Source organism: Methanomassiliicoccales archaeon, from assembly GCA_026394375.1.
Taxonomy (GTDB): Archaea; Thermoplasmatota; Thermoplasmata; order Methanomassiliicoccales; family UBA472; genus JAJRAL01.
This window is the reverse complement of record JAPKYJ010000015.1, coordinates 86,837-112,482: the sequence shown is the minus strand read 5'-3', so window position 1 is coordinate 112,482 and position 25,646 is coordinate 86,837. Positions and strand designations below refer to the sequence as shown.

At 53.8% G+C, this 25,646-nt stretch carries 30 protein-coding genes and 1 tRNA gene; 21 read left to right on the top strand and 10 right to left on the bottom strand.

From position 1 onward, the window contains the following. Window positions 1–333: 333 nt before the first annotated feature. Complete coding sequence (locus NT137_03735; GenBank protein ID MCX6652449.1) at window positions 334–804, top strand: DUF2240 family protein; 471 nt, start codon at window positions 334–336, stop codon at window positions 802–804. Here the strand turns inward: NT137_03735 and NT137_03730 are convergent. Then, entirely contained in the window at window positions 798–1,298 is a 501-nt protein-coding gene (locus NT137_03730) for a multiprotein bridging factor aMBF1 (protein ID MCX6652448.1), read from the bottom strand. The two genes, NT137_03735 and NT137_03730, sit on opposite strands and share 7 nt — an antisense overlap. Window positions 1,299–1,507: 209 nt before the next feature. On the opposite strand from NT137_03730, the gene NT137_03725 reads away from it, so the two are divergent. Continuing rightward, window positions 1,508–2,716 (top strand): proteasome-activating nucleotidase, encoded by a 1,209-nt coding sequence (locus NT137_03725; GenBank protein ID MCX6652447.1) that lies wholly within the window; start codon window positions 1,508–1,510, stop codon window positions 2,714–2,716. 113 nt (window positions 2,717–2,829) lie between these two features. Here the strand turns inward: NT137_03725 and NT137_03720 are convergent, their stop codons facing one another. Then, the gene (locus NT137_03720; GenBank protein ID MCX6652446.1) at window positions 2,830–3,051 is read right to left on the bottom strand and encodes a hypothetical protein; all 222 of its coding nucleotides are present in this window, start codon (window positions 3,049–3,051) and stop codon (window positions 2,830–2,832) included. A gap of 42 nt (window positions 3,052–3,093) precedes the next feature. Further along, window positions 3,094–3,861, bottom strand: a complete 768-nt coding sequence (locus tag NT137_03715) for an ATP/GTP-binding protein (protein ID MCX6652445.1) — start codon at window positions 3,859–3,861, stop codon at window positions 3,094–3,096. Between the two features lie 1,388 nt (window positions 3,862–5,249). Between NT137_03715 and NT137_03710 the strand changes: the two genes are divergently transcribed. The 9 genes from NT137_03710 (at window position 5,250) to NT137_03670 (ending at window position 13,510) form a co-directional block, all read left to right on the top strand. Next, window positions 5,250–6,110 (top strand): hypothetical protein, encoded by an 861-nt coding sequence (locus tag NT137_03710; GenBank protein ID MCX6652444.1) that lies wholly within the window; start codon window positions 5,250–5,252, stop codon window positions 6,108–6,110. Further along, window positions 6,111–6,944, top strand: coding sequence for a hypothetical protein (locus tag NT137_03705; protein MCX6652443.1), 834 nt, complete (start codon window positions 6,111–6,113; stop codon window positions 6,942–6,944). It begins immediately after the preceding gene. Between the two features lie 348 nt (window positions 6,945–7,292). Further along, window positions 7,293–7,841 carry a tyrosine-type recombinase/integrase gene (locus tag NT137_03700; GenBank protein ID MCX6652442.1) on the top strand — a complete coding sequence of 183 codons (549 nt, stop codon included), beginning with the start codon at window positions 7,293–7,295 and terminating at the stop codon, window positions 7,839–7,841. A gap of 254 nt (window positions 7,842–8,095) precedes the next feature. Next, entirely contained in the window at window positions 8,096–8,236 is a 141-nt protein-coding gene (locus tag NT137_03695; protein MCX6652441.1) for a hypothetical protein, read from the top strand. Further along, a complete protein-coding gene (locus NT137_03690) occupies window positions 8,211–9,440 on the top strand; it encodes a hypothetical protein (GenBank protein ID MCX6652440.1) in 1,230 nt (409 codons plus the stop codon). Before NT137_03695 ends, NT137_03690 begins: the two co-directional genes overlap by 26 nt. A 377-nt stretch (window positions 9,441–9,817) precedes the next feature. Then, window positions 9,818–10,240 (top strand): hypothetical protein, encoded by a 423-nt coding sequence (locus NT137_03685; GenBank protein MCX6652439.1) that lies wholly within the window; start codon window positions 9,818–9,820, stop codon window positions 10,238–10,240. 411 nt (window positions 10,241–10,651) lie between these two features. Next, window positions 10,652–11,284, top strand: coding sequence for a hypothetical protein (locus NT137_03680; protein ID MCX6652438.1), 633 nt, complete (start codon window positions 10,652–10,654; stop codon window positions 11,282–11,284). 208 nt (window positions 11,285–11,492) lie between these two features. Beyond that, complete coding sequence (locus tag NT137_03675; GenBank protein MCX6652437.1) at window positions 11,493–12,458, top strand: hypothetical protein; 966 nt, start codon at window positions 11,493–11,495, stop codon at window positions 12,456–12,458. A gap of 206 nt (window positions 12,459–12,664) precedes the next feature. After that, entirely contained in the window at window positions 12,665–13,510 is an 846-nt protein-coding gene (locus NT137_03670; protein MCX6652436.1) for a hypothetical protein, read from the top strand. 288 nt (window positions 13,511–13,798) lie between these two features. Here NT137_03670 and NT137_03665 read toward each other — a convergent pair whose 3' ends face one another. Next, window positions 13,799–14,917, bottom strand: coding sequence for a DUF4238 domain-containing protein (locus tag NT137_03665; protein ID MCX6652435.1), 1,119 nt, complete (start codon window positions 14,915–14,917; stop codon window positions 13,799–13,801). Between the two features lie 158 nt (window positions 14,918–15,075). Here NT137_03665 and NT137_03660 point away from each other — a divergent pair, with 158 nt between their 5' ends. Then, window positions 15,076–15,936, top strand: a complete 861-nt coding sequence (locus NT137_03660; GenBank protein ID MCX6652434.1) for a hypothetical protein — start codon at window positions 15,076–15,078, stop codon at window positions 15,934–15,936. Between the two features lie 187 nt (window positions 15,937–16,123). Here the strand turns inward: NT137_03660 and NT137_03655 are convergent, their stop codons facing one another. The 3 genes from NT137_03655 to NT137_03645 are packed head-to-tail and all read right to left on the bottom strand — an operon-like array spanning window position 16,124 to window position 16,963. Further along, complete coding sequence (locus tag NT137_03655; GenBank protein MCX6652433.1) at window positions 16,124–16,489, bottom strand: hypothetical protein; 366 nt, start codon at window positions 16,487–16,489, stop codon at window positions 16,124–16,126. Continuing rightward, on the bottom strand, window positions 16,455–16,805 hold the full coding sequence (locus tag NT137_03650; protein MCX6652432.1) for a hypothetical protein: 351 nt from the start codon (window positions 16,803–16,805) through the stop codon (window positions 16,455–16,457). Before NT137_03650 ends, NT137_03655 begins: the two co-directional genes overlap by 35 nt. A gap of 11 nt (window positions 16,806–16,816) precedes the next feature. After that, window positions 16,817–16,963, bottom strand: coding sequence for a ribbon-helix-helix domain-containing protein (locus NT137_03645; protein ID MCX6652431.1), 147 nt, complete (start codon window positions 16,961–16,963; stop codon window positions 16,817–16,819). Between the two features lie 93 nt (window positions 16,964–17,056). Between NT137_03645 and NT137_03640 the strand changes: the two genes are divergently transcribed. Genes NT137_03640 through NT137_03630 form a run of 3 tightly spaced genes read left to right on the top strand, consistent with a single transcriptional unit; the run spans window position 17,057 to window position 17,777 of the window. After that, entirely contained in the window at window positions 17,057–17,221 is a 165-nt protein-coding gene (locus tag NT137_03640; GenBank protein MCX6652430.1) for a hypothetical protein, read from the top strand. A gap of 2 nt (window positions 17,222–17,223) precedes the next feature. Further along, on the top strand, window positions 17,224–17,535 hold the full coding sequence (locus NT137_03635) for a hypothetical protein (GenBank protein MCX6652429.1): 312 nt from the start codon (window positions 17,224–17,226) through the stop codon (window positions 17,533–17,535). Beyond that, on the top strand, window positions 17,532–17,777 hold the full coding sequence (locus tag NT137_03630) for a hypothetical protein (GenBank protein MCX6652428.1): 246 nt from the start codon (window positions 17,532–17,534) through the stop codon (window positions 17,775–17,777). Before NT137_03635 ends, NT137_03630 begins: the two co-directional genes overlap by 4 nt. Here the strand turns inward: NT137_03630 and NT137_03625 are convergent. Together NT137_03625 and NT137_03620 are read right to left on the bottom strand one after the other, a co-directional pair. Beyond that, window positions 17,778–17,854 (bottom strand) — tRNA-Lys (locus NT137_03625). Between the two features lie 90 nt (window positions 17,855–17,944). Continuing rightward, window positions 17,945–18,757: a hypothetical protein gene (locus tag NT137_03620; protein MCX6652427.1), complete on the bottom strand. Its 813-nt coding sequence runs from the start codon at window positions 18,755–18,757 to the stop codon at window positions 17,945–17,947. Between the two features lie 99 nt (window positions 18,758–18,856). Between NT137_03620 and NT137_03615 the strand changes: the two genes are divergently transcribed. The 4 genes from NT137_03615 to gcvPB all read left to right on the top strand — a co-directional run bounded on the left by NT137_03615 (window position 18,857) and on the right by gcvPB (window position 22,497). Next, window positions 18,857–19,162 carry a DUF167 family protein gene (locus NT137_03615; GenBank protein MCX6652426.1) on the top strand — a complete coding sequence of 102 codons (306 nt, stop codon included), beginning with the start codon at window positions 18,857–18,859 and terminating at the stop codon, window positions 19,160–19,162. After that, on the top strand, window positions 19,149–19,559 hold the full coding sequence (locus NT137_03610; protein ID MCX6652425.1) for a Toprim subdomain protein: 411 nt from the start codon (window positions 19,149–19,151) through the stop codon (window positions 19,557–19,559). The genes NT137_03615 and NT137_03610 overlap by 14 nt, the downstream gene beginning before the upstream one ends. Window positions 19,560–19,687: 128 nt before the next feature. Continuing rightward, entirely contained in the window at window positions 19,688–21,010 is a 1,323-nt protein-coding gene (gcvPA, locus tag NT137_03605) for an aminomethyl-transferring glycine dehydrogenase subunit GcvPA (protein ID MCX6652424.1), read from the top strand. Then, the gene (gene gcvPB / locus NT137_03600; GenBank protein ID MCX6652423.1) at window positions 21,010–22,497 is read left to right on the top strand and encodes an aminomethyl-transferring glycine dehydrogenase subunit GcvPB; all 1,488 of its coding nucleotides are present in this window, start codon (window positions 21,010–21,012) and stop codon (window positions 22,495–22,497) included. The genes gcvPA and gcvPB overlap by 1 nt, the downstream gene beginning before the upstream one ends. A 25-nt stretch (window positions 22,498–22,522) precedes the next feature. Here the strand turns inward: gcvPB and ala are convergent, their stop codons facing one another. Further along, on the bottom strand, window positions 22,523–23,542 hold the full coding sequence (gene ala / locus NT137_03595; GenBank protein ID MCX6652422.1) for an alanine dehydrogenase: 1,020 nt from the start codon (window positions 23,540–23,542) through the stop codon (window positions 22,523–22,525). A 199-nt stretch (window positions 23,543–23,741) separates the two neighbouring features. Between ala and tmk the strand changes: the two genes are divergently transcribed. Both tmk and coaBC read left to right on the top strand, forming a co-directional pair. Further along, entirely contained in the window at window positions 23,742–24,413 is a 672-nt protein-coding gene (tmk, locus tag NT137_03590) for a dTMP kinase (protein MCX6652421.1), read from the top strand. Window positions 24,414–24,437: 24 nt separating this feature from the next. Further along, a complete protein-coding gene (gene coaBC / locus NT137_03585; protein ID MCX6652420.1) occupies window positions 24,438–25,631 on the top strand; it encodes a bifunctional phosphopantothenoylcysteine decarboxylase/phosphopantothenate--cysteine ligase CoaBC in 1,194 nt (397 codons plus the stop codon). Window positions 25,632–25,646: the final 15 nt, after the last annotated feature.

Here is a 25,646-nt window from a genome sequence, read left to right as displayed (position 1 = left end):
ACACACAGAAGTTTCCAGACACCTCGCAAGGGGTAAGGCACTCTCCGCCTGGGAGAGAAAGACCGCTGAAGCTCTGGGCTAAAACTTCATCGCTCCATCGGGCATGAGACCAGCAACGGTCTGCGGGAAAGGCATTGGAACGCTCCTGATGGAGTAGGCCGCCGGAGACGCACAATGCGGTCTCCCCTGCCTTGCAAGCAGGAGTCAGCCGACCAACTGTAGCGTGCTGTGAAAAGCATAGTTACAAGCCCACGATCTTAATCATGGGTAGCTGACCAGGTGATGATCTTTTAGGTGAGGCGGTAGAAAGGCGGGAGATCCGAGGGAAGCAACATGGGCGATCTGGAAACGTGCCTGGCACTGCTGTTCAAACGCAAGGGTAAGAACGTTCTCACCGAGAAGGAGTTTGTCTTCTCCGCCTCCATGGATTTCCGCTGGTTCTCGCCCAAGGAGGCGCAGTTGCTTCTGGAACTGGGTCTGAAGCGCGGCCTTTTGGAACGCACCGATGGCTATGTGAAGCCGGTGTTCAGCCACAAGGAGATGGAGATCCCGGTCAACTTCCGTCCCTGCAAGGAGATGCTCAAGGACGCAGAGCCGGAGCCTTCGGTCTTCTCCCAGATACTCGATGAGGTGACCAAGTCCACCGGGCAGAAGAGGAGAGAGACCGTGGCCCGGGTCAACAATGTCCAAGAACGCCTGGGCGTGGATGTGGAGGTGGCGGCCCTGGCAGTCGCCAAGGAATCAGGCGTGGACATCTCGCCCTACCTGGACAAAGTGAAGACCGAGCTGCTGCAGCGCTATTGATTCTTAGCCTTCTTGATGAAATGCTCCATCGTCATTCCCGAGGAGGCGATCGCTCGCTTGTCCGGCTTTATCAGGGGGACTTTCTCCATGAGCACGATGTTGAGCTCCTTCTCCAGCTTGACCACCAGCTCGTCCGTGGGCTTCATGTTGCCCGCCTCCAGCTTGGCTAGCAGACTGGCACGCTCGTTGATCTTCGCTGCCAGGGTCTCAACCTTCCATTCCCGGCCCTCGCGCGCCTCGCGGATTCGCTTGGAATAATCCTCCGCCAGTTCCCAATTCTCCTCTTCCTGGTAAACGTCACGGGTGCGCATGCGTCGCTCACGTTGCTGGAGCCGTGACTCGATGACCACCTTGGTCGGCGATTCCTTGGCCCCAGGCTTGACCTTGTCACCGAACTTCTGGCAGTCGCGGCACAGCTTGAGCTGGGTCCCCTCGATCCATGTGGGCCTGGTCTCAGGCACATCCTTGCCACATAGCTCACAAGCAGACGCCATCGGTCCTCAAAACATCCCTTCGCTAGATAATTCTTTCCCATTTCGAACAAAGTCACGCTCGACTAGCTTCGTCTGAGGTTGGGTCTTTGTTCGTCACTCGACATGAAGGCGCCATTCTGGTCCTAACAAATACCATCATGGAATTCGAAGCTTTCAAATAGCATCCCCCTTTATATTGAGAGCCGGTAGAATTGACTGAGGCAAAGAGCATGAAGGAGCCGCGGGTGGAGGATCTCACCAACGAGATGCGCGAGAAGATCGAGGTCCTCGAGCGGAGGAACACCGAGCTCCTGGAAGAGATAAGGAGGGTGGAGGGCGAGAAACGCTACGTGGAGAGCGAGCTATTCCGCCTGCAGAAGGAGCTCAAGCGCATGCGCTCGGAGATGGAGCGCCTCAAGTCGCCGCCCCTGATCATCGGCTCAATAAAGGACGTGCTTGCCGACGGTAGGGTGGTAGTGAAGAGCTCCACCGGTCCGGATTTCATCGTTTCCACTTCAGAGTATGTGCCAGCGGAGGATCTTGAGGTCGGAGCGCGAGTGGCGCTCAACAAGCAGACCCTGGCGGTCATGGGCGTACTCCCGCCTTCCTTGGACCCCATTGTCATAGGCGCAGAGATCCTGGACAAGCCCAACGTCAGCTACAAGGAGATAGGCGGCCTGGATGAGCAGATCCTGGAGGTCAGAGAGGCGGTGGAGGATCCTCTGCTTAGGCCGGAGCTCTACAAGAAAGTGGGCATCGAGCCCCCCAGAGGCGTTCTCCTGGTCGGTCCCCCGGGGACCGGAAAGACCCTGCTCGCCAAGGCGGTGGCACACCAGACCAGCGCCACCTTCATCCGGCTGGTCGGCTCGGAGCTGGTGCAGAAATACATCGGGGAAGGTGCCCGGCTAGTGCGCGAGCTCTTCGAACTGGCCAGGGAGAAGGCACCTAGCATCGTCTTCATCGACGAGCTGGATTCCATAGGCGCCAAGAGGCTGGAAGTGGCGACGTCCGGGGACCGCGAAGTGCAGCGCACCCTCATGCAGTTACTGGCAGAGCTGGACGGCTTCAATCCGATCGGCGATGTGAAGATCATCGGGGCCACGAACCGCCCGGACATCCTGGACGAAGCTCTGCTCAGGCCAGGAAGGTTCGACCGCATCATCGAGATCCCCATCCCCAACTTCGAAGCGAGGACGGCGATATTCAGGATCCATACTATGAGGATGAACGTGGACCAGAGCGTGCAGCCCAACGAGCTGGCGGCCAAGACGGACACGGCCACCGGGGCGGACATCAAGGCCATATGCATGGAGGCGGGCATGTTCGCCATCCGGGATAACCGGGATATGGTGACCACGTGCGACTTCGAGCGGGCCATCGTCAAGGTGCTGGAGACCGAAGACTCAAAGTGCTCCGAGCCAGGCGCCATGTTCGCCTAGATCGTACGACCGACAGTTGGTTCTGGATCTGTGGCATTGGTGCTGTACCAAGCGAGCTTCAGATGGTCCCCTCTTCAGCTCAAAGGGGATGTGGGCGGGGGATCGCCTTCGCTCTATTCGTTGCCTCTGCGAAAGAACCACATACGCTTCTTGCGTCGCCTCTCTGGCTCCTGCTTCTTGATAGGGGGCATGCTCTCTTCGTCCATCTCCTGCTCGAGGATCAGCGCACCGATGTAGTCGCATTTCTTGCAGTGGTAGACCTGCCCGGTGATGCCGCCCGCTTCGTAGAATATGTCAGTGGAACCACACTGCGGACAGATGAGGATGCGGCGCACGCGCCAATGATACCCCTGTTGCGCTAAGAATGTTCTGCCAGCTCAGTCGGTGCGCAGATCCTCCCCTCCCGCCATGGATTGCTGCACCGCGCTGTAGACATCTTCCAGGCCGCTCGGTTCCTCCGATGACACGGGAACGATTGCGTTGTACATCCCCACATTCTCCATGGCCTTGAGGAGCTCGATGCTCTGCACCGAGCTCGGGGTGATGTTCTTGGTGGTCAGCGCGTTATAGAGCGCCTCCGGCTCCGCCGACCAGTTGAGGATCGCCTCCAGCTCTTGTTCGGTGAGGGTGTCCGCCTTGGAGAGCACGTTCAGTAAGGGAATGTCGAAACGGAAGTGCGTGATAGCGCAGAGCAGGAGGGTGGCCACGAGGCCGTTGGGCGTCTTGGCCAGAGAGGGGTCAGAGAGGAAGACCAGGAACGACTCCTGCTTTCCCAGGACGTCCACCAGGACGTTGCTCGATTGCCGGAAGGCGAATAGCTCCATCTGCCCAGGGGTATCGATGAGCACGTAGTTGGTCTTGAACTTCTCGATGGTCTCGGCCAGTTCCTTCGCGTTCAAGGCCATCATGTCCGCGCACACGATCTGCGCTCCGTTCGGACCGAGGGCGTAGTCCTTCATGACCTCCTCCACCTTGACCCAATCCCGGATGTCCACGTCCGGTTGATAGGGGATGTACTCCGCTCCCGGGTCCAGGTTGACGGTGATGCAGTCCAATCCCTGCAACGTCATCCATTCCTGGAAAGCGTAGACCAGCGATGACTTGCCGCTGCCGGCGGTGCCGATGAAGTAGATGTTAACGGACATGAGAGCTAGCTCCTCGCAGCATCATTCCCTTCGAGTAGATAAGCTAAGCGCGTCCCGGCGTGAAAACATTCCATTGCAATATCCGAGCCTATCTAAGCGTTCCTCAGACCGATATCGGAGATACGAAACGAGCCTAATTGTGTCCCCCGCAGGAGGAGCCGCCGGAAAGGCAAGAATGATGGCGGGGGCAGATGCACCGTCTCATGCGTAGCCAGTATTGCGAGCCCCCTGGCATTTCCTACCTGAATTTCAGAATTCCCATCAATACCAAGACTATGACGGCCAATACTACCGCACCAAGCAGACCAAATATCAGCCAGCCTATGACGAAAGCTATTACTGATCCGAGTCCCAGTGCCCCCCAATTCATTGTTATTGCCATTTAATATGCCCTGTCTATCACGACAGCTGCACCTTTATTATGCTATCGACATCGGCCCAAAGCCAATCCTGCGAATCGGGTTCTCAATCATGTAGCGATATATAGGCGCAACCGATGGCAGAGTAGAGAAAAAGGCGAGGGGAAAGTCCTGTCGGATTCGATAGGGTTTTTCATTGAAGTATCGTGTCGACTAAATGGATGCAGAAGTGGCGGGCCCGGTGGGTAGCACCAGCCGCCACATCCAGTTAGTCGGGTTTCGACGTCAATAACGAGGCTCCGCTTCCCGTGAGTTCGAGCCGGCCAAACCCTTTCTTTTCTTTCCCACCTTCATGGGCCACTAAGGTGGTCTTGCGCATCTCCCTCCCCTCTCCCCTACTCACAACACGCCGCCTTTCCTTCTTTCTTCTCTATCTGGATAGAGAGGAGAGTAGTAGGTTAACTCAAGGTCAACTAGGGGGTATCTGTGGGGTAACAGTGGGGTAACTCGAAAGCTAGTTAACCCAGGATTCTCGGCAGTGACCCCCCGAGTGTCCGTTGTCTCACCTGGATTATTCCCCAGAGAATGGAATGATCGATCGTTCCAAGCTTTTTCTAATACGCCAGTAGGATCTTTTGGATATGACTCAATAGGTACTGGATAAAACGTAGGTATTCTGCCTCGTTGTCGTGGCATACATCTACTGCGCAGTAGATGTATGCCGTTTCGATTGAGTGTAATGAAATTGACAAATCATTATAAGTAAATTGTCAAATCCATTACAATAAGGAATTAAGAAACGAATGAATCGAACATCTAAAGATAATTCGTTTTCATAAAATCGATAACCAGTTCATAATATGTCGCTTTTTTCATAGCCTATGATTGAGTATTAATTGTAAAATTGTCTGTTATGAAAATGACAAAATCTATATAAAGAAATGTCAATTTGGTAACATGATGTTTAACTTCACCTTTACTTACACTAAGAATCAGCTTGAGGCATTTCGAGCGATTTGCCTAGGCAACATGTCAGTGAATGATATTGTAAAATCCACAAGCTCATCGAACAAAACCGTTTACCGGATAGCTGAAGCGCTTAATAAGAAAAAAGTAGTAACGAGCCATGGCGACCGGGGTATTCAATTCCTACCGAGTACAGATCTCCATGCGGCAGCATTAAAGAGATATGTTCTATCGAATGAGCACCCCCTCGATGCAATCATAGGGTCAAAACTTCTCGTTCTCCTAGCAATATCGCATTTTCCCAAAAGCGTTAAACGAATAGCAAAAGAGACCAAACTTAAGCAGGATACGGTAAGAGTCCTGGTTTGGAGCCTAAGGAATTATGGGGTGGTGACTCAGAAAGAATCCAAGATTATGATTTCATCCACTGACGTTTTTATGGCTCAGTTCTTGCAGGATTTCTCAAAAGGTGTAAACATTAAGATTGTGGAAATGAAAACAAAATTTGGGATTCTGCTTTGGAGTGGTGGTTTAGAATGCATTTTTTCAACCCCCTCACTAGATGATTCTACGGGAATCCAGAAAACATGCATATCTGCAATGGCAAATTATGGTCTGCAATTCGTTTCTGAGACAAACTATTATTATTATTCGTATTGGCATCCAGACTTAAGAACCGAAGATGTGGCTATTCACAATCTGCTGATAGACCCATATAGCACACGGGGAATAAGTTACTCCATGTTATTACTAAAGAAGACTGGGTTCGACTCCAAGTACTTATTGCGAGAAGCTAGATCTGTTGGAATCAATAAGCTTGTAAAAGAAATAATCGACTTCGTGTCTAGCAGGAAAACTACCAATCCGTTTCTGCCAAGTAGAATCGACATTGATGACCTTTATCGCCAATATGGGGTGCAATAAGTGGAGACTACCCAATTCAACAAGGAAGAGGTTTTATCGGTATTAGTTGAAGCTGGTAAGATATGCTCCAAGAACATATCGGTATATTTGGTCGGTGGGGGTGCGATGGCCATCAGGGGGGAGAAGGATGCCACCAAAGATGTTGATCTAATTCTGGAATCTGAAGAACACGCAGAAGAATTGAACAAAGCATTAACAAGGCTTGGTTTTGAGGTGAGTATTCGACCTCCTGTTGAATGCAAGAGTCTAGTAGATGCAAGAATATTGACTATATCAAGAGGCATGAGAATTGACATTTTTGTTGGAACAATATGCGACAAACTAATTTTCAGTCAGGGCATGAAAAAACGATCAGAGTTTTACAGCGACCTTAGCCAAATTTCTCTCAGTCTATGCTCAAGAGAAGACATCTTTCTTTTGAAAAGTGTAACCGAGCGCAATAGAGATCTTGACGATATGATTGTACTTTATCGAAAGGGAATCGATAAAGAGACACTCTTGACGGAATGTCGATTCCAGAGTCAACATGATGATTTAATAGGAGGTAGAATCTGGGAAGTATTTCTTTTGATAAAGATAGAGGAGATGGAGAAGAAATATGGCATTTCTATTCCTTGGAAAAGGGAGCTGAGTAAGATAGCTGAGGTTAAACTTGGTAGTAAGTTAGTTCTAGAACAGATCAAAGGGGGCCTGAATACAGTGCCAAAGATCAGCAATGGTTTGAAAATGAAACCCGCTCAAGTTAGACAATATCTATCGAATCTCGAGAAAGCGGGAATTATAGTAATCGATAAGACAGTAAAACCCAACAAAGTAAATCTGAACGAACCCTAGCTTAGCCAATGTGGACTGTCTAAGACCTCACGAGCTAATTAGGAAGAAAGACGCCACCATATTCTCACCTCATGAATATGTAATAAGGCATTTCCTCAGACTTATTCGAAGTATCTAGGTGCAACATGAAGCGAGTCATATTCTCAATAGAATTCCCATCTTTGCTCAGAGAAAAGAATAAAGAGGCAAATCTGGAATGAATGCACAATCTTGCGCCTCATAATATGCAACATTTCAGCATGAATTGTTGCATTCTTTCTTATTCTCGGTCGATACCTTATAGGATCAACACCCTCAAATGTTGCACAATGCAACCTTATAAGTGCCATTGGTTGCATATCGATGATCATGGGATCCCGCGACGACGCTCTCGATGAAGAGCAATACGAGCAGCTGCTGCAGGCCGCGGACCCCGACCGCCCGGAAGAGCTCCTGATCCTGCTGCTCGCCGGCGACCTGGGCATGAGGGAGGGGGAGATTGCGCACCTGCAGAGGTCCTGGCTCAACTTCCAGAAGGGGCACATCATCATCCCGTCGAGCGACAGGGACGGCTGGACCCCGAAGACCAGGTGGGGGGCGAGGACCATCCCCGCGCTCAAGATGTCTCGGAGGGCGTGGGACGCGGTCAGGGCCTACTTTACCGCCTACGAGCGGCTCGGAATACACCGAATCACCGTCTACCGGATCGTGCAGCGTATAGCCGAGAGGTCCGGGCTTGAGGCCCGGACCTATCCGCATTCGCTCCGGGTGACGGCGGCCACGAGGCTGGCGTACAAGGTCAAGAACCCCCGGGTCCTCTGCGACCTCTTCGGCTGGGGCCAGCTGAAGATCGCGCAGTACTACATCCAGAGGGCTGGCGGCTTGGCCGAAGAGGAACTCGAGAGGGCGTTCATGTAAGACGGTAATAACTTTTTTAACAGAAGTTATTATTCATTTATGATGTCAGCAACCGCGATTAGTATCCAATTATGAGTTGTTAGATTCAATATTTCTTATTGCCAGATAATTCAAATTGGCAATTGTATAACGAAATGTTATACATCCATAATCCTTCCTGTATAACAATTTGTATAACAGACTGTAAAACATAAATAGGGTGTAACCAATCCCTATTTATGTGCCCTTTCGTAGCCGTCCGAATCTCTGAGGCCATGAAGGCTGAGATAGAGACGATCGTAGCGGAGACTGGCTTGTGGAAAACGCAGAGCGATTTCATAAAAGAGGCATTGGACGAGTTCATCCAGAAAAATTGGAGCGGTGAGAGGTATGTCAAGAGCAAGAATAGGAATTGATGCAAGAAAGGACCGCGACGATAGAAGGGCCAAGCACACCAGGGTAACGATCAACAGAAAGAGGGTGGACCTTCCGCTGAAGGCCGCGAACATTAGCACTGAATCCCAGATTGAAACTGACATCGCTAAGAAACAGGTTGAGAGGACGATTATCAATGAAATTGGGTTGAAGATTAACCCAAAGCGGTTAAGGGCAATCGTCACGAGTGACTCTGAGCACCACAATATCAAGAACGCCCTTCAAAACACACTATCAGACATTGGCGACTCCGGCATCAACATTGCATTCCCTTACTTTGTCAATGAACGAAGTCCCAACGAAGACCCAATGGATTTCAGGCCGTTCCCGGCCCCAACGGAGAAGATGGTGCAAAAGGTGTTCGACCTATTCGACATCGAGGGCATCGATATCCTCATTCCCCCGATGATCATGGATGATGCCCATGAGTTACAATGGGCTAAGATAGGGTCCTCAGTCTATTCGACCAGGAAGGGAGACTTCCTAGAGGAATATGCCATCTCTGGAATGGTCCCTTATGCCATAAGCGAAGAAACCGCCAAGAAGATCACAAAGACCTATCTTGAGAACGGATTCGAATCGCTCACTTTCGATTGCGGCGGTGCCAAAATCAAGCAATCAAGGATGAGGGGGATTATCGATAGCGTACCTAACTGGGATAGTCTTCTCATCCACGGCACGAACGTCCCCCACTTCAACTGGCATGGCACTCACGCTTCGTCCGTTCAACCCACCTACGATCTGCTGGTTTCGGTATACGGGTTCGACTCATTCGGAGGAATGCGAAGGGGATTCGATGCGGACCCGGAGACTCCGCAGAAGATTCAAGGTAAGATTCCCAAGAAAAGATACTACACGACCGATACCTATGGAGCATATACATGCGAAGGTCTCAAGAAGCTCATGGAGTCGCACACGCTTCGATGCCAATGCCCCACATGCAGTCGAATCAAGTCGCCTATTGATATTTATAACCGTTCGAACACGAATGAGGACCTCAAGGCACTTCAACAGGATTTAAAGATACATCGTCTTCACGCCGCACATAAGGAGATGTCCCAGGCATCCAAACTTATAGACAAGGGAAAGTACCTTGATCACGTCTCTGACAAGAAAGCAGCGACGAAGGAGCTCCAAACGATTCTAAATGCAATCAGTAGACAAAAGACATCGGAGGATTTCTAAACCCGAAAGTTGCCTTTGGGATTCAGCGCTCTTCTCTTCTCTGAAGACCCACCCCTGCTCAATCCCCTTCCGCCGATGAAGCGGGAGAGCGCTATAGAAGGCTCAGCATTTCATCGGTCATGGGACGCGCGATCGTTGGTCCTGGGTCGTGCCGCATCAGATTCCCTCGACCTTAAGCTTTAGCCGAAGTTGGATAAGAGGTCCATAATGAGGACAAGGAAGTAAGGGTGCAGATGTCTTAGACTCCAAATCCACAGCCCCTAATCATTGAACTGAGATGAAAGATACTCCATTCTCTAGCGACCAAGTCACCATATGAATCTATTCTTGAGATTCTCACGCCAAGTTTCATAACCCCGCCCTCCTGAACCAACTCTATGAATCAAGACGCGCAAATTGCACTAATGATGAGGATTGAACGGACAAGACGAAAGTACCTGAAGAAGGTATTCCACGCTGAAATAGTGGAGAATCCGATTGTTGAGCACACAAACCAAGAAATTCCATATGTCAGAATCAATCTTGGGCATAGGGGCAAGACTGGCATGGAGTTTTTCGAGACTCTCTCGGGGTTTCTCCTTCCTGAGAAACTCGATAGTTATAAAAAGGCGCTCAAGGATGGGAAGCACCTAGTGATCGTCGTTATCGCGATAAATGCAAACAAGTCGATAATGGCGGTAATCCTAGAAAGGCGAGAGCAGTTGATTGGAATTGGGGGGGCTCATCCACAGGTGTGGATCTGCGATGGGCAATACATGACCGAGGTTGCGTCACATGACCGAGTGCCCCTTGAACCCTGAAAGCTTCGCATAGGAAGTTATTCGACCTCAGTCTCCATTTCCGAATGGCCTCCACCGCGTTCATTGCCCGTTCTTGGACGTGCGTCTCGGTGTTCTCCAAGAGCCCATCATACAGCACAAGATTCGAACCCTCCGTTTGAGGTGATCAATGGCAGTCAGACAAAGGAATCAAGCTCGAGGCCGTCCGGAAAGACCTAGGCCACGAGGACATCGAAACGACGCAGATATACCTCCACCTGAACATTCGGCAGCGCTCGAGGACGTATCGGGACGCGACGAGGTTCGGTGTCTGAAGCTCAAGCAAGGCACCATATCGCAATTCGAGCCGTTTTCTGGAAGGACGGGAATGGGCGGTGCACTGGGGACTGGCCAGCGCAAATTGCTTATATGCATTGGCTGACTTTGAAGACGATGACCGCGGACGCCGAAGTAACATATGCAGCTGAACTCATCAAGTGCGTTAGGCTCGATGCCAAGGCGTCGAGATTGCTGCATGGGGCGGGACTGCATGCAGCCGGGACCTATCACCTTTGCCAGGCAGCTGAGAAGGCAATAAAGGCATATCTGTTGCTAGGAGAGCGCATGGGTCTCACCCTCTCGGATATGAAGAGCCACGACTTCCTTGCCATCCTCAAGCACTCTCTCGAAAAGACCCAGAAAGAAGTGATCGACGGCCGTGAGGCGGATGTCACCAGGCTTGGTGAACACATCAGAAGACTGAACGAAATCAAGCACAAGTGCGCCCTGTTAGCTAAAGACGACTTCGAACAGCTAATCTCCAATTATGGAGAGATCAAGGTCGAAGACTTGCCCGGAGGGATAATGGCTGAGATCGAGCCTGAGGACTTCACGAACCGGATGACCATGTACGGCTTCCTAACGCTGCTCGGGCTCATCGCGAGGACGCATGACCAAAGCACGAGATATCCAGATTGCACTCTAGAGCCGTGGGATTATGACCTGAATCTTGGCATTGTAGCGGCCGCGCCCGACCTCCTTGGGGTGATAGAGGTCTTCTGCACATGGCTAGACGAAGGATTCTAGCGTACTGGTGTCCATTATGCTGGAGGCCTGGCTGAAGAAGAGCAAGCAGCTACTCCAGGCCTGCGATAGTCCGAATCGCTGAGGAGGAGCTAGAGGTAAGAAAGAATTAGTGGGACGATATCGGTCGATCGTTCTCCTCCGCAGGTCATATTGTGGAAGAAGCAGGAATATCATTATTAGCCAGTTATCCATGTAAAATTGAAGCAAGATGACGAAGAACCTTAAATCCATAATCTTGAAGTCAGGTATTCCTTTGGAAGCATCCGTAATAAAGAAAATGGCCAAATTCAACTTGCAAGATCATGGAGACTATGAATACGAGAGAGATGGAAAGACTTTTTCTAACGACTGCTGGTTCTCCCAGAATTATCCGATTTCTAGGTCTGCATCGGTAATGGTTAATTATGTTATAGAATGTAAATATAAAGATAGAAACCAGAAATGGTTTTTCTTTAAATTTAATGAATATGCACATTCATATAGAAATGTGGGCTCCAACATGCTTTTCTCATATTTTATCGAGGCTCCGCGGGGAAGAAAGAATAGGGAATTGTTCAATCCAAAGTTGGAATATTTATTGGGCTCCGAAAATCTTTTCGGACTCCCAATCGCGGATTCTGGTCTAGATGTGACCCAGAGTGATTCCAACCCCAACGTCATTCGAGAAGCAGTTAGTCAAGTGAGTTATGCCTCGATCAATATACATAGAATCGGAATAGGGATTAATTCCTTTATGCTCAATCAGAAGATTTCGAATAAGAAAAGAATTGGAGTCTTTCCTTTTTCGACGCTAACGATTCCTATAATCGTTACAACAGCACCCTTGTCTATCCTTCGAGATGAGGTCACTTTGGAAGAGATAGAAAATTCAATAGACATTATGGATCTCGCTGAGGAAGTACCCGGGATATGTCTGAACAGGAGCCAGACGCATGACCAATTCACCTACATGGATAAAGTCAATGAAGCAGACCCAGTGTATTTATCGACGGAGGTCGAAGACTGGTTGAAGAATTATCAAGGTTTAGATAAGGAGGCAGCACACGACATTATCAGAGGGTCTCCTGTCAATAGGATTCACATTCTGAATTACGCCTCCCTTGAGGAATCTCTTGAGCGAGTCACTGGCAACATCAGATCCATCTGTGGTTCTGCTCCGCTTGATCCACTATAGCAGTGCAATAGGTTACAAACTGGCCGCCTGCCAAGAGCACCGGAAGCCTCGCCGAGGAGGAACTCGAGCGGGCGCTTGGGCCTTGACCGATAGGCTATTCGCCGCGGTCAGCCAATTCAAGTTCCGATGGTTTCACGCCTGAGGAGGAACTGGAGATGCGAGTGAAATATTCCTGTGGGGTCACTTCGAGGACTTATGTTGGCCCGATGGCATTCAAGAAAGTTGAGGAATTCCTGATAACCCTCGGAGGAGACGACAGGGGCGTGTTCACTAGACTGAGCATCGAATATGAGATGACAGATCCCGCTGAAACGCCCAAGTTAGAAATCAACGGGGACCATAGCCGTCTGGATATTGGTGGGGACCCCGAGCGCTATGCGCGGATTCTCAATCTCTTTCATACGGTCGAATCTGCGCTGACATTAAATGGAGTCCAGCGAGTCCACTATGATGACATAACCCAGGAGTGGCTCCCAGACAACGAGGAGGAGAAACGGAAGCTCACCGTAAACAATGTCAAGTTCACCAAGAGAGAACCGGAAGAACCGCTGCGTAGAGTCCGGAGGTCATTCATTGACGGGGACCTAACAAGAATATGGAGAATCGAAATCCCGCTCGCCTTCTTCAGAGAGGGAAGGAACGAGTTCCTCGCACGGAGATACATCAACGCCTTCCAGGATTTTTACTACGTTCTGGAAGGCCTCTTCGGTGAAGGGAAGACCAAAGACGTGGAGGGGGCGATGAAGGCGTCGAACGATTTGCGGCTATGCTCAGACTCCGTTCTGAAAGTGATTAGGGGGAACCCCGACTTCGAATCGAGAATCGCACCGCTCTTCGTTTCGTTGAGGCTCAACATAGACGTCGACGGCTTGGTCGATTTCATTGTCAAGTACAGGCATCGCCTCCACCATTTCTGGGTCGAAAAGAGAGAATGGTACGGGCATCCTTTCAACCATGATGAGTTCCGCGATCCAGCCCTCGTCTTGATGTTGCTCAGCATGACCATACTTGAGATTGAGGAATCCAAAGCGTATGGCTTGTGGAGAAGCTAGTGATTTGCTGCTAGATGCCTGCTTCGATGCGTCCTGCAGCCTCTCGAGCCTCGGCCGATGGCTTTGAGGTTCTCCGCCATTTTGGCAGTTGGCGACCCCCGGCGGCCTTCAGTACTGCTAGGAATTTCCCTGGTCGACATCCGGATCCTCGCCGATGAGCTCCCGAGGCCGAAAGTCAGGGAATCGCGTGCCCGGGAGGCCTCGGAATTGGGGCCTGGCTACCAATCCTTGAGTTAGTGCCAGCGGGAAAGACACGATCGGCGGCCGGAGTTCCAGAGGAGAGGAGGTCTATTCTCGTGAACATGGCGAAGCAATGAATTTCTCTTCTGACTCCCTAACAGCACGAGATATCTCAGGACTCCTTACGAGGACTTCACGACTGAGTGGCCTTAAGGCAAGATCCGCGGCTTGTAAGCGCAGAAGCCTAGCATGGCCAACGTCGACGCGGACGAATGACAAGTGCGCCCTGAATTGACTATGTCTGCCAGTCGTCTTGAGGTACGTCTGAGCGCCATTCTCCTCCTTTCTCATGATGCATTCAGTGCGTGGTTGCTCGATGGATGATCGCAATTGCCTGCTTGAGAGATTCTTCAAGTAGGCCGTCATTGACGCCTTTGAGAACATGATGTAGTCAAGGCAATTTACAATCTGGAGCCTGTTCAATTCGTCAACGTCGCTTGTCTTGTCGATGCGGATGATTCCATTGCCCTGAATCTTGAGCCGGTACAGCTCCTTGTCAAAGAAGAGAATTGACATTTCTTCGCTGATTGGAAAAAGAATCATTAATCCGGGTGACTGCAGTGCGGTCATCGTTGGGATGACTTGATTGTACAAGACTACAGGTGAATCCCCACAGATAAATGGAATATCGGTCGCGTTGCGCACGAGCGCCACCGCCAAGTCAGATATCAAGAGCGGACCTTCTCCGAGCGCCACGAGAATGCCAGTGCTGTCGGCGTGCTTGAGTTGCACACGGATGCTGTGTACGTCGGAGATGGGAACGCCCTGCGACCGCAGCGACATCATTATATCTGGCTTCATAGCAGCCATGATGGTATTCATGATGGACTCAGCTTCCATCTTGGATGCCTTGGTTCTTCTTGAGCACAGAAGGACAAAGCGCAACAGCTCAGGCCAGTCGTTCTCGTCGAGTCGGTCGAAACCCTTGACCTCGTCTATCTTGTCCAATATCTCTGAATGACTCTTCTCAATGGCTGACATTATCGTTTCAAAGTCCTTTGCATTCTCCTTATCGGCATAAAAGTAGTGCTCGGAGCCAACAGCTCTGAGGTTCCTTCTTATGATGGTTCCCTGATCGACGCAAAGAAGGAAGAGACCAGTCCCATCGCTGGAGAAGCGACGAATGTAGAACATCGGCAAGTAGTGCTGAGTCTTGTATGCAGTCATATGAAGTGGCATCCAGCAGCGTCTGCAATTAGCTCAATGGCTGACATCCTCGATAAATATTAGCCAAGCAGGTTGACCCCAAACGCAATTTTGAGAATCCACTGGAAGACAGCTGAGAGGAATAGAGGATTCATTATCCACCTGGGCAATGTGATTCTGTGGTATTCTGGAATTCGCAGGATGAATATAAGAAAATCCTAGAGTTGGTGAAGAATAATCCAGATAGACTCGCGGATTTTGCTTTCGTCTATTACCGAGACCTTAATGAAGGTTCTGCTGACCTTGGTGAATGGGACAGACTGTTTATTGCAGTGTCAAAAATGAGTTGTGAGCTCTATAGAAATGTCACTATCCAAGAGAAGAGAGCAATCAGAAAGAATCTCAGCTTCAAGGGAACATTTGTCGAGCCTTCCATTTATGAAGACGTGAAAGTAATGGCAAATGCCCATGAAATCCTCAACGAAATAGGAATGAATGGGGGTGATCCATCACTGCTCGAATTATTGCTGGTTGCTCACGATCTTGAATTCATCCTACGGCCGACCTTACTCCGATTAAATTGGCTTGTTCGAAAAACAGATGGTGAAGCGCTAGGATATTCTGAAGCGCAGCTGAATAAGGAAAAGAAACAGAGATCCATTCGCCATGGCATCGACCAAATTCAGAAGAAACTGGACTTACGGAGGAAGCACCGCGTCTTATCCAAGAATGATAAAAGGGAAATCCGTGATTTTGTAAGAAGCATGTCGGCAGACAAGGGATTCCCATTGGGGGTCGTAGAACTCCGTAATTGGATCGCCCATAGAGATTTTTTTGTGTCGGGAAATGAGGTCATCATGAACTTTCATCCATATCCAGGTAAACGAAAACCTCTAACAAAGGCACAGATTGCAGATATTCGCTATACTACTCTAGGCCTTGTCACCTTGTGCATGACGATCGATGCCGTTTTCAAAATCGCTTCGGAGGCAAACCTGGGTATCATGAAACCTCAATTGAAGATTAGAAAGAAGCCATGAATTATCTCAATAAACAAGCCTTAGAAGAGACGAGACAGGATTCACGTTCTCAGCGAGTCTATCAAGTCACCTTCCTAGACTCACAGACAACCAAATCGTCATGGAAGCCTATGAAGGCTGGGGGCAGGTCTGCAAGCGGTAACTGCAGGCGCGAGCTCCGGAGGCCTCGTATTCCAGGAGGAATGCATTACATACCATGTTTCAATTCCAGGTGCCTAAAAATCGAGGTGAATGCCATCAGCGTGCCTAATCCCCCAAGACCGATAACAATGGCTGCTATCACGGAAGCACCTGCATCATTGATCCATCCGCCTGTGAGTAGTGCGATCCCCAGCGCTCCTAGGACCCCCGCAGCTATGTTGAACAGGCTGCAAACCGCCAGGAAGAACGCGGTATCTCCGTACTGTTGCCATCTGTGCTTGCCAACCTTCTCCTTGGCCCTCTCAATGAAGTACGACATGAGAAGATTGGAAACAAGGGCAAGTCCAGCGAATCCGGTGCTGACTGCGGCAAGCCCCTCAGCGCTTGTCATCTTCTTCTTCCCTCCGATCAACCAGGTCCTTCCAGTTCCTGGCCAGATAGACAATCGATACAACTGTCAACAATAGAGCGAAAAAGGCTAGGTAAGCGAGCAGCTCCAGCAGAGGATTCTCGGGTTGATCCCAAACGAGGGGTATTGCTGCCCCTATGGTGAGGAACGCCAAGAGGCCTGCCGCAAAGAACATCAATTGGAGTGACCGACCCGGGGAAAAGACGACTTGTCCTTGAGGCTGCACGTTGCTCAAACGCTTGAGCTGGGAGATTAGGTAGATCGCGGCACCAGAAGTAGAAGCGGCAACCACTACCAGTCCTTCGAGGCCTGAGGTCACAATTTTACCTTCTAGCCGTGCCTCTCCCTGTACTCCATGATACAGAGCTCCACCCCGTGGGATCTGCTTGCGAATACCCTCTTCTTCACCATCTCATCCAGCCAATCGATTAGCTCCTGTGGAACCGTGACGGTCAGCTTCTCCCTTTGCCTAACCATGTCGGGCAAATTGCCATAGGAAGGCTTAATAGCGTATACGCTAATATACGACAATGTTAGGCATGGTTAGGGAATGCCTAATATGGTGAACACATGAAGGGACTGACCATAATGCTTGACGAGAAAGACCTCCAGGAGCTCAAAGACATGGCCAAGCGGATGGCTTTGCCGCCGTCCGTCTACGCCCGCTCCCTGCTCCTGAGGGCGCTGAGGAACGAGATCGCCGCGATGGACGAGCAGCAAGCTCTGGAGGCATGACCATGAACGAGATGACGGAGCTCGAGCACATCGAGCTGAAGATGATTGACGGCATGCCGATCGACTACTGGCGAGGGGTCGAGGACGCCATCGACCTGGTGTCGGAGCTGCTCTTCTCCTGCTCGAGGGGGAAGCCGCTGGACGTCGACGCTTTCGATCGGAAGCTGGAGGAGCTCATGATCGCCGCGAGGGACCGGCGGACCATCTGGCTGGGGAAAATGATGTTCGCATTCTCAGGGCCGGCGCCGACGGATTCTACAGCGACAAGTCCCTCCGGAGCATCAAGGACCTGGTCGAGGAGGCCTCGGGCGTGAGGTTCATAATCAAGGACCTCAGGTCGACGATCACCTCGATGACCGTGAACCTCGACCCGAAGCTCCTCCCCGCGATGTCTCTGCAGCTGAGGCACGCTAGCCCTGCGACGACGCAGCGCTACTACGCGAGCATCAAGCAGGGCCTAGCCGGCGGAGAGCTCAGGGAAGCGTGGAGCCGAAATTCAATAACCCCCAAAAACGGCGTTATTGACCGAAAACACGACAACACTGGATATGCTTAGTGGCGGGCCCGGTGGGATTCGAACCCACGACCCATCGGTTAAGAGCCGATTGCTCCACCTAGCTGAGCTACGGGCCCGTCTTTCGGCCAATACTGATTAGCCTACATAAAGATATCGCGCACGAAGTCCGTGCCTGACCGCGGAAAAGGCCGCTGGCTTTTTCTGTTTTACATGGAACCGGGCGTGATCTCTTCCGCCTTGCCGCGCTTGATCAACGCCCGCCCGATCGAGGCGGGGAGCGTGATGACATCCTCCTTGTGCAGCTTGTAGACCGAATCCGGTCCTGCGAATGAAGGAATGTCCTCGAGGATCCGCAGCAGCACCTCCGCACCTTTCGCTTCCGTAGGGCGCTCGCTCATCAGTTGGGTTGTGGAAGTGGATGGTGGTTCGGGAACGAGCTTCCTTTGCTCCCCTCCGTGGCCATCGTGCCCAGGTTGCCGGGAAGATGCTTCCTCAACTCCTGGAGCAACCTTCGCCTCCGCTCCTTCGGGCTGGACCGAGGGCGGTCTCTCTTGCACCACGGTCTTCGGGACCGGAGGAACGGGCATGGGCGCCACGGTCGGAGCGGGGATCACCTCGCGGCATCTCTCGCCCGACGAGAATATCGCCTCCCGGCTGGCCTTGGTCCGCTGCAGCACGCTCTCCAGGAGCGCCTTCTCCTCCGGCGTGAGGCGGGACTCGTCCAGCTTTCCCCCGCTCGCCGCCCGGATGGCCATGAGCGTTACCTTCTCCGCTCGGAAATCGAATATCTGCATCGTCTTCTCGGTGAGCCGGTTGATCTGCTGCCCCAGCCCTCTCGCCTTGGCGGAGTAGGGGTCGAGGGCGCTCTCCCTTTCGTGGTCGCGCTTGAGCTGCTCTACCAGCTGCCTTGCTGTGATGTAAAAGTCCTTCCTGATCTCGGTGATCGTGTTGGAACGCTTCTCCTCCCTGAACGCTTTCATCACGTCCTCGTAGGTGAGGGACTCCGGCAGCGGCGCCATCGAGGACAGATTCGGCTGTTGATATTTGATGCTTCTCGGTACTTTGCTTCGGAAAGAGGTGGGCAACGTCTTTCTAACCAAATCGCGGTGCTGGTAATCGTGAGCCGTGGAGTCTTGTTCCGGGAGACCGCTTCCGGTCTAGAGCTGGACGTCATCGTCTCTCCCAAGTCGGGCCGTTCAGAGGTGGAGGGCTTCGATCAGTGGCGCGGCCGACTGGTCGTCAAGCTCAAGGCCCCTCCCGAGAAAGGGGAGGCGAACAAGGAGCTAGTTGAACTGCTGGAGGCATTGCTCCAGGCGAAGGTCTCCGTGTTGCGAGGTCATACCTCGCGAACGAAGACCGTCCTTGTCACCGGGGACCTGGAGCGCGCGAAGAAGATGCTGGAGGGGTGGCATGCTCGACCCTGAGGAGACCTTGAAGGAGCTCATGAAAATCCTGGAGGAACTGAGCTCTCGCGCTCCAGAGCAGGTGATACTGATCGAAGGGCAGAAGGACCGGGCCGCCCTCTCCCTTCTCGGCGTGGGCGGCGAGGTGTGGCAGGTGCATGGTCCGAACTCTATCTTCTCCCTTGCCGAACGCCTCGCCACGGAAAGGAAGAGCGCTGTCATCCTCACCGATTGGGACCGGAAAGGGGGGCAGCTGGCGCGGCTGCTGCGCTCCGCCTTGGTCGCCAACGGCGTCCGCTACGACGACAACGTTCGCCGGCGATTGGTCAGGCTGGTCAAGATGGAGATCAAAGACATCGAGAGCCTGCCAGCATTCTTCTCCCGCCTGGTCTCGCTTTCAAACGCTCCTGGCCTCTAGAGAATCTTCGTCTCTCGGCGAGATAGTGGATTCCGATCTCATTCGGATGCCACTCCGTCATATGCTAGCCAGACGCACGGAATATGGCAAGGTATTAATCTAGCGGACAATGTAGCGAGGGCGGAAAGATGAGGCACCAGGAAGAGATGTTGGCAGAGCTCGGCATGCGGAGCTTGGACCAGCTGTTCGAGGACATCCCCGAGGATGTGCGCACGAAAGGCCTGCGCTTGCCGAAGGGGATATCGGAGATGGAGGTGCTGCGCGAGGTCCGCCAGACCCTCTCCAAGAATCTCACCGCCGACGATCATCCTTGCTTCCTGGGAGCAGGCGTCTACCATCATTTCATACCCTCTGCCGTCCGAACCATCCTCTCCCGCTCCGAGTTCCTGACCTCATACACCCCATATCAAGCGGAGGTGAGCCAGGGCATGCTGCAGGCCCTATTCGAATACCAGAGCTACATGGCGGAGCTCACCGGGCTGGATGCCGTTAATTCCTCCAATTACGACGCCTCCACCGCCCTGGGCGAAGCGGCCACCATGTGCACGCGTCTCAACGAGAAGCGCCGGTTCCTCATTCCCGAGGCGCTCAGCTGGGAGAAGAAGAGCGTGCTCAAGAACTACGCCTGGGGGCCGAAGATCGAAGTGGTGGAATATTCCTACGACCCCTACACGGGCGAGCTGGACCTGGAGGACCTGCGATCGAAGGTGGACGCCGAGACCTCTGGTGTCTACGTGGAAGTACCGAACTTCTTCGGGGTCCTTGATTCCCATGCTCACCTGTTGAAGGAGCAGTTCCCGGAGGTGGCGCTGGTGGTGGGCGTGAACCCGATCTCGCTTGGGGCGCTCAAGGCCCCTGGCGACTACGGCGCGGACATAGTCATCGGTGAAGGCCAGCCATTGGGCATCCCCATGAACTTCGGAGGTCCGCTGCTAGGCATCTTCGCCTGCCGACAGGAGCATGTGCGCAAGATGCCTGGACGGGTGATCGGAATGACGCGAGATGCAGAGGGGGAAAGGGCTTTCTGCATGACGCTGCAGACCCGGGAGCAGCACATAAGGCGCTCCAAGGCCACCTCCAACATCTGCACCAATGAAGCTCTGATGGCCGTGGCCGCCTCCGCCTACCTGAGCGTGCTGGGGAAGGAAGGGCTGCTATCGTTGGCCAAGGTGAACATGGTCAGGGCCCGGAAGCTAGCGGACATGATCGGAGAGATCGACGGGTTCGAATCGCCCTTCTTCGACGCTTACCATTTCAACGAGTTCGTCGTCCGCACTCCCGTCAGACCAGAGAAGCTGAACAAGCTGCTGCTGAAGAAAGGCATCATCGGCGGATTGCCTTTGGTCGAGCACATCCCTAGGCTGAACGAGCACATGCTGCTCTGCTCCACAGAGATGCACTCGGACGAAGACCATTCCGGGCTGATCGCCGCCCTGAAGGACGTGGTCTGATGTACCGCCAAGCTCGCTATGAGCGTCGCCTCATCATGGAGAAGGACGGACGGACCGACTTCGACCTGCCGTTCGATGATGAGGGGAGGGGGCTGGAGGACTACGCCCCCAGCGAGCTGATCCGTTCGGAGCTCGACCTGCCCTCCCTCCCAGAGAGGGAAGTCGTCAAACACTACATCAACTTGAGCCAGATGACCTTCGGCATCGACAACGGGATGTATCCGCTGGGCTCGTGCACCATGAAATTCAATCCCAAATACGCGGACGTACTCGCTTCCCTATCGACGGTGCAGAACATCCACCCCTATCAGGACGAGGAGACGGTGCAAGGGGCGCTGCAGCTCATGTACGAGCTGGAGAGGGCGTTGTGCGAGATCTCGGGCATGGACGCCATCACCCTTCAACCGGCGGCCGGGGCACATGGCGAGTTCACTGGCATGCTTCTGACCAAGGCCTATCATGCCAAATCTGGCGAGCAGCGCACCGAGGTGGTGGTCCCGGACTCCGCCCACGGCACCAACCCCGCATCCGCCGCCATGGCCGGCTTCGAGGTCATAGAGATCCCTTCGTCGGACGAGGGCCGGGTGGGCGTGGAAGCGCTCAAGGCCGCGGTCTCGGAGAAGACCGCCGCGTTCATGATCACCAACCCTAACACGCTGGGCATCTTCGAATCCGATATCCGGGAGATCGCCCGCATCGTGCACGAGGCCGGGGCGCTCCTCTACTACGACGGCGCCAACCTGAACGCGGTCATGGGACGTACCACCCCGGGGATAATGGATTTCGATATCGTGCACTTCAATCTGCACAAGACCTTCGCCACCCCTCACGGGGGCGGCGGACCGGGAGCCGGGCCAGTGGGGGTGAGAGAGCGATTGCTGCCCTTCCTGCCCGTTCCGCGCATCGTAAAGAAGGATGGCAAGTTCCACCTTGACTACGACCAGCCGGATTCCATCGGCAAGGTCAGGGCGTTCTACGGCAACTTCGCCGTGCTGGTCCGGGCCTACTCCTACATCTTGAGGAAGGGCGGGGACGGATTGCGGGCCGCCTCCGACGGGGCGGTGCTCAACTCCAACTACCTCAAGCACGAGCTGAAGGACGTCTATCCGTTGCCTTACGGCGATCTGCGCAAGCACGAGTTCGTGGTGAGCGCCAAGAAGCTCAAAGAGGAGAAAGGGATCAGGGCCTTCGACGTGGCCAAACGCCTGCTGGATTTCGGATATCATGCTCCGACCGTGTACTTCCCTGGCCTGGTGGAGGAAGCGCTGATGATCGAGCCCACGGAAACGGAGACGAAGGAATCGCTGGACGAGTTCGCCGCGGTCATGAGGAGGATCGCCCTCGAGGACGACCCGCAGACGGTCCGGGAAGCACCGCACAACGCCGCCGTCAAACGAGTGGACGAGGTGTATGCAGCCAAAGAAGCCATCCTCAGTTGGCGCGCCTACAGGAAGAAGATGGCAAAGGAAAAAACCGAGACCCTCTGAACCGTCATCTCTGGTCGGGCGAGGGTCAGTCTATGATGTTCAGGTGCCGCCCCACGCCCAGTCGACACGCCGCTTCGTAGACCAGCTTCGCCGTCAAGCAATCCTGCACCGCCAGCCCGGTGGAGCAGAACACCGTCACCTGATCATCGCTCGTTCTCTTTGGGCTAAGACCAGCCACGACCGCGCCGATCTCCGCGTCCACGTCCGTCCGCGTGAGCTCGCCCTTGCTCAGAGGCACGTTGATCTCCCCCGAATGGCTGGCCTGCTCCCAATCATCGATGACCAGGTAGGACCGCTTCAGTATCCTCGGGTCCATCTCCTGCTTGCCCGGGGCGTCCGCGCCGATGCAGTTGAAATGCATCCCGGGCGAGACCCATTCATCCTTGACTATCGGCGTTCGTGAGGGAGTGACCGTGGTGATGATGTCGGCGCCGCGGACGCAGTCCTCCGGGCTCTCCGCCACCTTGATATTGCTTATCTCCCAGCGGTACTCTTCTTGCAGTTCTTTGACCAACGCCTTGCTCCTTCCCACCTGCAGGTCGTAGACCCTCAGCTCGTCCAGCCCGCCGTAAAGGGTGACGAGTCCGAGCACCTGCGTCCGGGCCTGATTACCCGCGCCTATGACCCCAATCACCTTGGGGTTCGACCGGGCAAGGTACTTAGATGCGATCGCGCCGGCCGCTCCGGTGCGCATGGCGGTGATGTGTGTGGCGTCCATGAAGGCCATCGGTTCCCCGGTCCGTGGATCGACCAGGAGCAATGTCCCCATGACCGTTCTCAACCCGTACTTGGCGTTCTGCGGATGCACATTCACGATCTTGACCGCGGCCACGCCCGCGTCCTCCACGTAGGAGGGCATGGTCCGCAGGTCGCCGTCCTGCTCCTTGAAAAAGAGATAGGTCTTCGGAGGCATCTGCACCTGGCCCAGGCCTTTGTACCTGAAGGCATCCTCGACCGCTCCTAGCACCTCCTTCATATCCAGGAGTTTCTTCACCTGCGTCCCCGTTAGGATGAGGGTCTTGACCTTCACCTGCCGTTCCGCCATGGGTCCACCGTTTCGCGGCCATCCCGCGGGAGACGCACACCTCTGCTCGAAGATAAAGGCAACGTGGGACGTGCGAACACGTGTCCAGGCATCTCGCGCTTAGGATAGCTGTTGGTGGCGGCCCGATCCCTGATCGCATAAGGAGCAGCCTTATGCCAGCCGACGACTTTTTCTCCCCGCAGGGCGTTGATACCTGCCGATGACCGCCTTGGCGCAGGATGAGGAGGATTCCCTCGCGGCCACCGAGCCCGCTTCCGTGGCGACGAAGGGCCTGTTCGTGGTCTTCGAGGGAGTGGACGGAACGGGCAAGAGCACCGTCTCCCGCATGGTGCACTCCGAGCTCTTGCGGGAACTACCAGGAAGGGTTATTCTCACCGCCGAACCGAGCGATTCCTGGCTGGGGGATTGCGTGCGCCGGGCCAATGCTGAGGACGTCGGCACTTTCGCCGAAGCCCTTCTTTTCATGGTTGACCGGGCCGAGCATACACGCCAGATCGCGTCGTGGTTGGAACAGGGGAACGTGGTCATCTGCGATCGTTACTACGCATCCACCTTGGCCTACCAGGGAGCACTGCTCAAGGAGGCTATGGGCGCCAAAAAGGCGGTGGAATGGCTCAAAGAGGTCAATCGCCCCATCATCATCCAGCCCGATCTGACCATTCTTCTGACGATGAAGGTCAGCGCCGCCCTGGAACGCCTGAAGAGCCGAAAAGGCAAGACGAAATTCGAGTCGATGGAGTATCTGCAGGACGTCGACCTGATCTACCGTAGCCTGGCCATGGAAGATGTCTCCCTCCATACCCTCGATGCCTCCCGGTCGGCGGGGCAGGTGACCCAGGACGCCCTGCGACTGATTCGCAACAAGCTTTAAACGGCAAATGGGGAATGGGGCGTCATGCACCCGACGGACGGCCTTCGGGGTACGAAGAGCAAGAAGCTCGAGGGGCGACGCATCGTCCTCGGGGTTACGGGCAGCATCGCCGCTGTGGAATGCTTTGAGCTTGCCCGGGACCTCATACGCCATGGAGCGCAGGTGCACGCCGTTCTCAGCCAGGAAGCGCTCAACCTCATCACCCCCTGGTCCATGGAGTTCGCCACCGGGAACGATGTCATCGATGTGATCGATGGACGCGTGCAGCACGTCTCTCTCCTTGGCAACTCTCCCGACAAAGCGGACCTGTACCTCATCGCGCCTTGCACCGCCAACACCATCTCCAAGATCGCCTGTGGCATCGACGATACCCCGGTGACCACCATGGCCACGACCGCTTTGGGTTCGGGGACGCCCGTCCTCATCGCCCCGGCCATGCACCTGGCCATGTTCCAGAACCCCATCATCCGGAAGAACGTCCGCTTGCTTCAGGAGGTGGGAGTGCAATTCATCGGTCCGCGCATCGAGAACAAGAAGTCGAAGATCGCCACCAACGAGGAACTCGTGGAGGCGGTGATCCGAACCCTGGGAAAGAAAGACATGACGGGAAAGAGTGTACTGGTCATCGGCGGCTCCTCGGAGGAGGCGATCGATGAGATGCGGATCATCACCAACAAGGGTTCAGGGGAGACGGCCATCGAGATCGCCACCGCCGCCTTCGAACGGGGGGCGGAGGTGGAGCTGTGGATGGGGCGTGCCTCCGTTGGCATGCCTTCGTTCATCGAGACGAAGCGCTTCGTGAGCGTGGCTGACCTTACCCAGATGATCAAGAAGGCGGACCAAGACATCGTCATCATGCCTGCCGCGCTCTCGGATTTCGCACCGGCGAGATCGAAAGGCAAGATCCCGTCCGATGAGAAGGATGTCGTCCTGAGGCTGTGCTCCCTGCCCAAGGTGCTCGACACCCTGCGCTCGAGAGCGAAAGTTCTAGTGGGCTTCAAGGCGGAACACGGCATCCCCGAGAAGGAACTGAAGGCGAAGGCTAGGAAGAGGCTGAAGGAGGCTTCGCTGGACCTCATCGTGGCCAACGACCTCCGAGATGTCTCGGCGGGCAAGACCAAGGCGTTCATCCTCCGCTCCGACGGGGAAGAAAGGAAAGTGGACGGGAGCAAGTCCGCACTGGCCGAGGCCATCATGGACGAGATCATTTCATTCTGACGTGAGGCGAAGAGC

Excerpts from the sequence above, each read along its gene's own strand:
- coaBC (MCX6652420.1), top strand. The coding sequence starts at position 24,438 with ATGCACCCGACGGACGGCCTTCGGGGTACGAAGAGCAAGAAGCTCGAG.
- NT137_03635 (MCX6652429.1), top strand. The coding sequence starts at position 17,224 with ATGAACGAGATGACGGAGCTCGAGCACATCGAGCTGAAGATGATTGAC.
- NT137_03620 (MCX6652427.1), bottom strand. The coding sequence starts at position 18,757 with ATGGCGCCGCTGCCGGAGTCCCTCACCTACGAGGACGTGATGAAAGCG.
- NT137_03680 (MCX6652438.1), top strand. The coding sequence starts at position 10,652 with ATGACCGCGGACGCCGAAGTAACATATGCAGCTGAACTCATCAAGTGC.
- NT137_03735 (MCX6652449.1), top strand. The coding sequence starts at position 334 with ATGGGCGATCTGGAAACGTGCCTGGCACTGCTGTTCAAACGCAAGGGT.
- gcvPA (MCX6652424.1), top strand. The coding sequence starts at position 19,688 with ATGAGGCACCAGGAAGAGATGTTGGCAGAGCTCGGCATGCGGAGCTTG.
- NT137_03690 (MCX6652440.1), top strand. The coding sequence starts at position 8,211 with ATGTCAAGAGCAAGAATAGGAATTGATGCAAGAAAGGACCGCGACGAT.
- NT137_03675 (MCX6652437.1), top strand. The coding sequence starts at position 11,493 with ATGACGAAGAACCTTAAATCCATAATCTTGAAGTCAGGTATTCCTTTG.
- NT137_03725 (MCX6652447.1), top strand. The coding sequence starts at position 1,508 with ATGAAGGAGCCGCGGGTGGAGGATCTCACCAACGAGATGCGCGAGAAG.
- NT137_03665 (MCX6652435.1), bottom strand. The coding sequence starts at position 14,917 with ATGACTGCATACAAGACTCAGCACTACTTGCCGATGTTCTACATTCGT.
- NT137_03685 (MCX6652439.1), top strand. The coding sequence starts at position 9,818 with ATGAATCAAGACGCGCAAATTGCACTAATGATGAGGATTGAACGGACA.
- NT137_03640 (MCX6652430.1), top strand. The coding sequence starts at position 17,057 with ATGAAGGGACTGACCATAATGCTTGACGAGAAAGACCTCCAGGAGCTC.
- NT137_03700 (MCX6652442.1), top strand. The coding sequence starts at position 7,293 with ATGGGATCCCGCGACGACGCTCTCGATGAAGAGCAATACGAGCAGCTG.
- NT137_03695 (MCX6652441.1), top strand. The coding sequence starts at position 8,096 with ATGAAGGCTGAGATAGAGACGATCGTAGCGGAGACTGGCTTGTGGAAA.
- NT137_03610 (MCX6652425.1), top strand. The coding sequence starts at position 19,149 with ATGCTCGACCCTGAGGAGACCTTGAAGGAGCTCATGAAAATCCTGGAG.
- gcvPB (MCX6652423.1), top strand. The coding sequence starts at position 21,010 with ATGTACCGCCAAGCTCGCTATGAGCGTCGCCTCATCATGGAGAAGGAC.
- NT137_03715 (MCX6652445.1), bottom strand. The coding sequence starts at position 3,861 with ATGTCCGTTAACATCTACTTCATCGGCACCGCCGGCAGCGGCAAGTCA.
- NT137_03670 (MCX6652436.1), top strand. The coding sequence starts at position 12,665 with ATGGCATTCAAGAAAGTTGAGGAATTCCTGATAACCCTCGGAGGAGAC.
- NT137_03710 (MCX6652444.1), top strand. The coding sequence starts at position 5,250 with ATGTCAGTGAATGATATTGTAAAATCCACAAGCTCATCGAACAAAACC.
- tmk (MCX6652421.1), top strand. The coding sequence starts at position 23,742 with ATGACCGCCTTGGCGCAGGATGAGGAGGATTCCCTCGCGGCCACCGAG.
- ala (MCX6652422.1), bottom strand. The coding sequence starts at position 23,542 with ATGGCGGAACGGCAGGTGAAGGTCAAGACCCTCATCCTAACGGGGACG.
- NT137_03645 (MCX6652431.1), bottom strand. The coding sequence starts at position 16,963 with ATGGTTAGGCAAAGGGAGAAGCTGACCGTCACGGTTCCACAGGAGCTA.
- NT137_03730 (MCX6652448.1), bottom strand. The coding sequence starts at position 1,298 with ATGGCGTCTGCTTGTGAGCTATGTGGCAAGGATGTGCCTGAGACCAGG.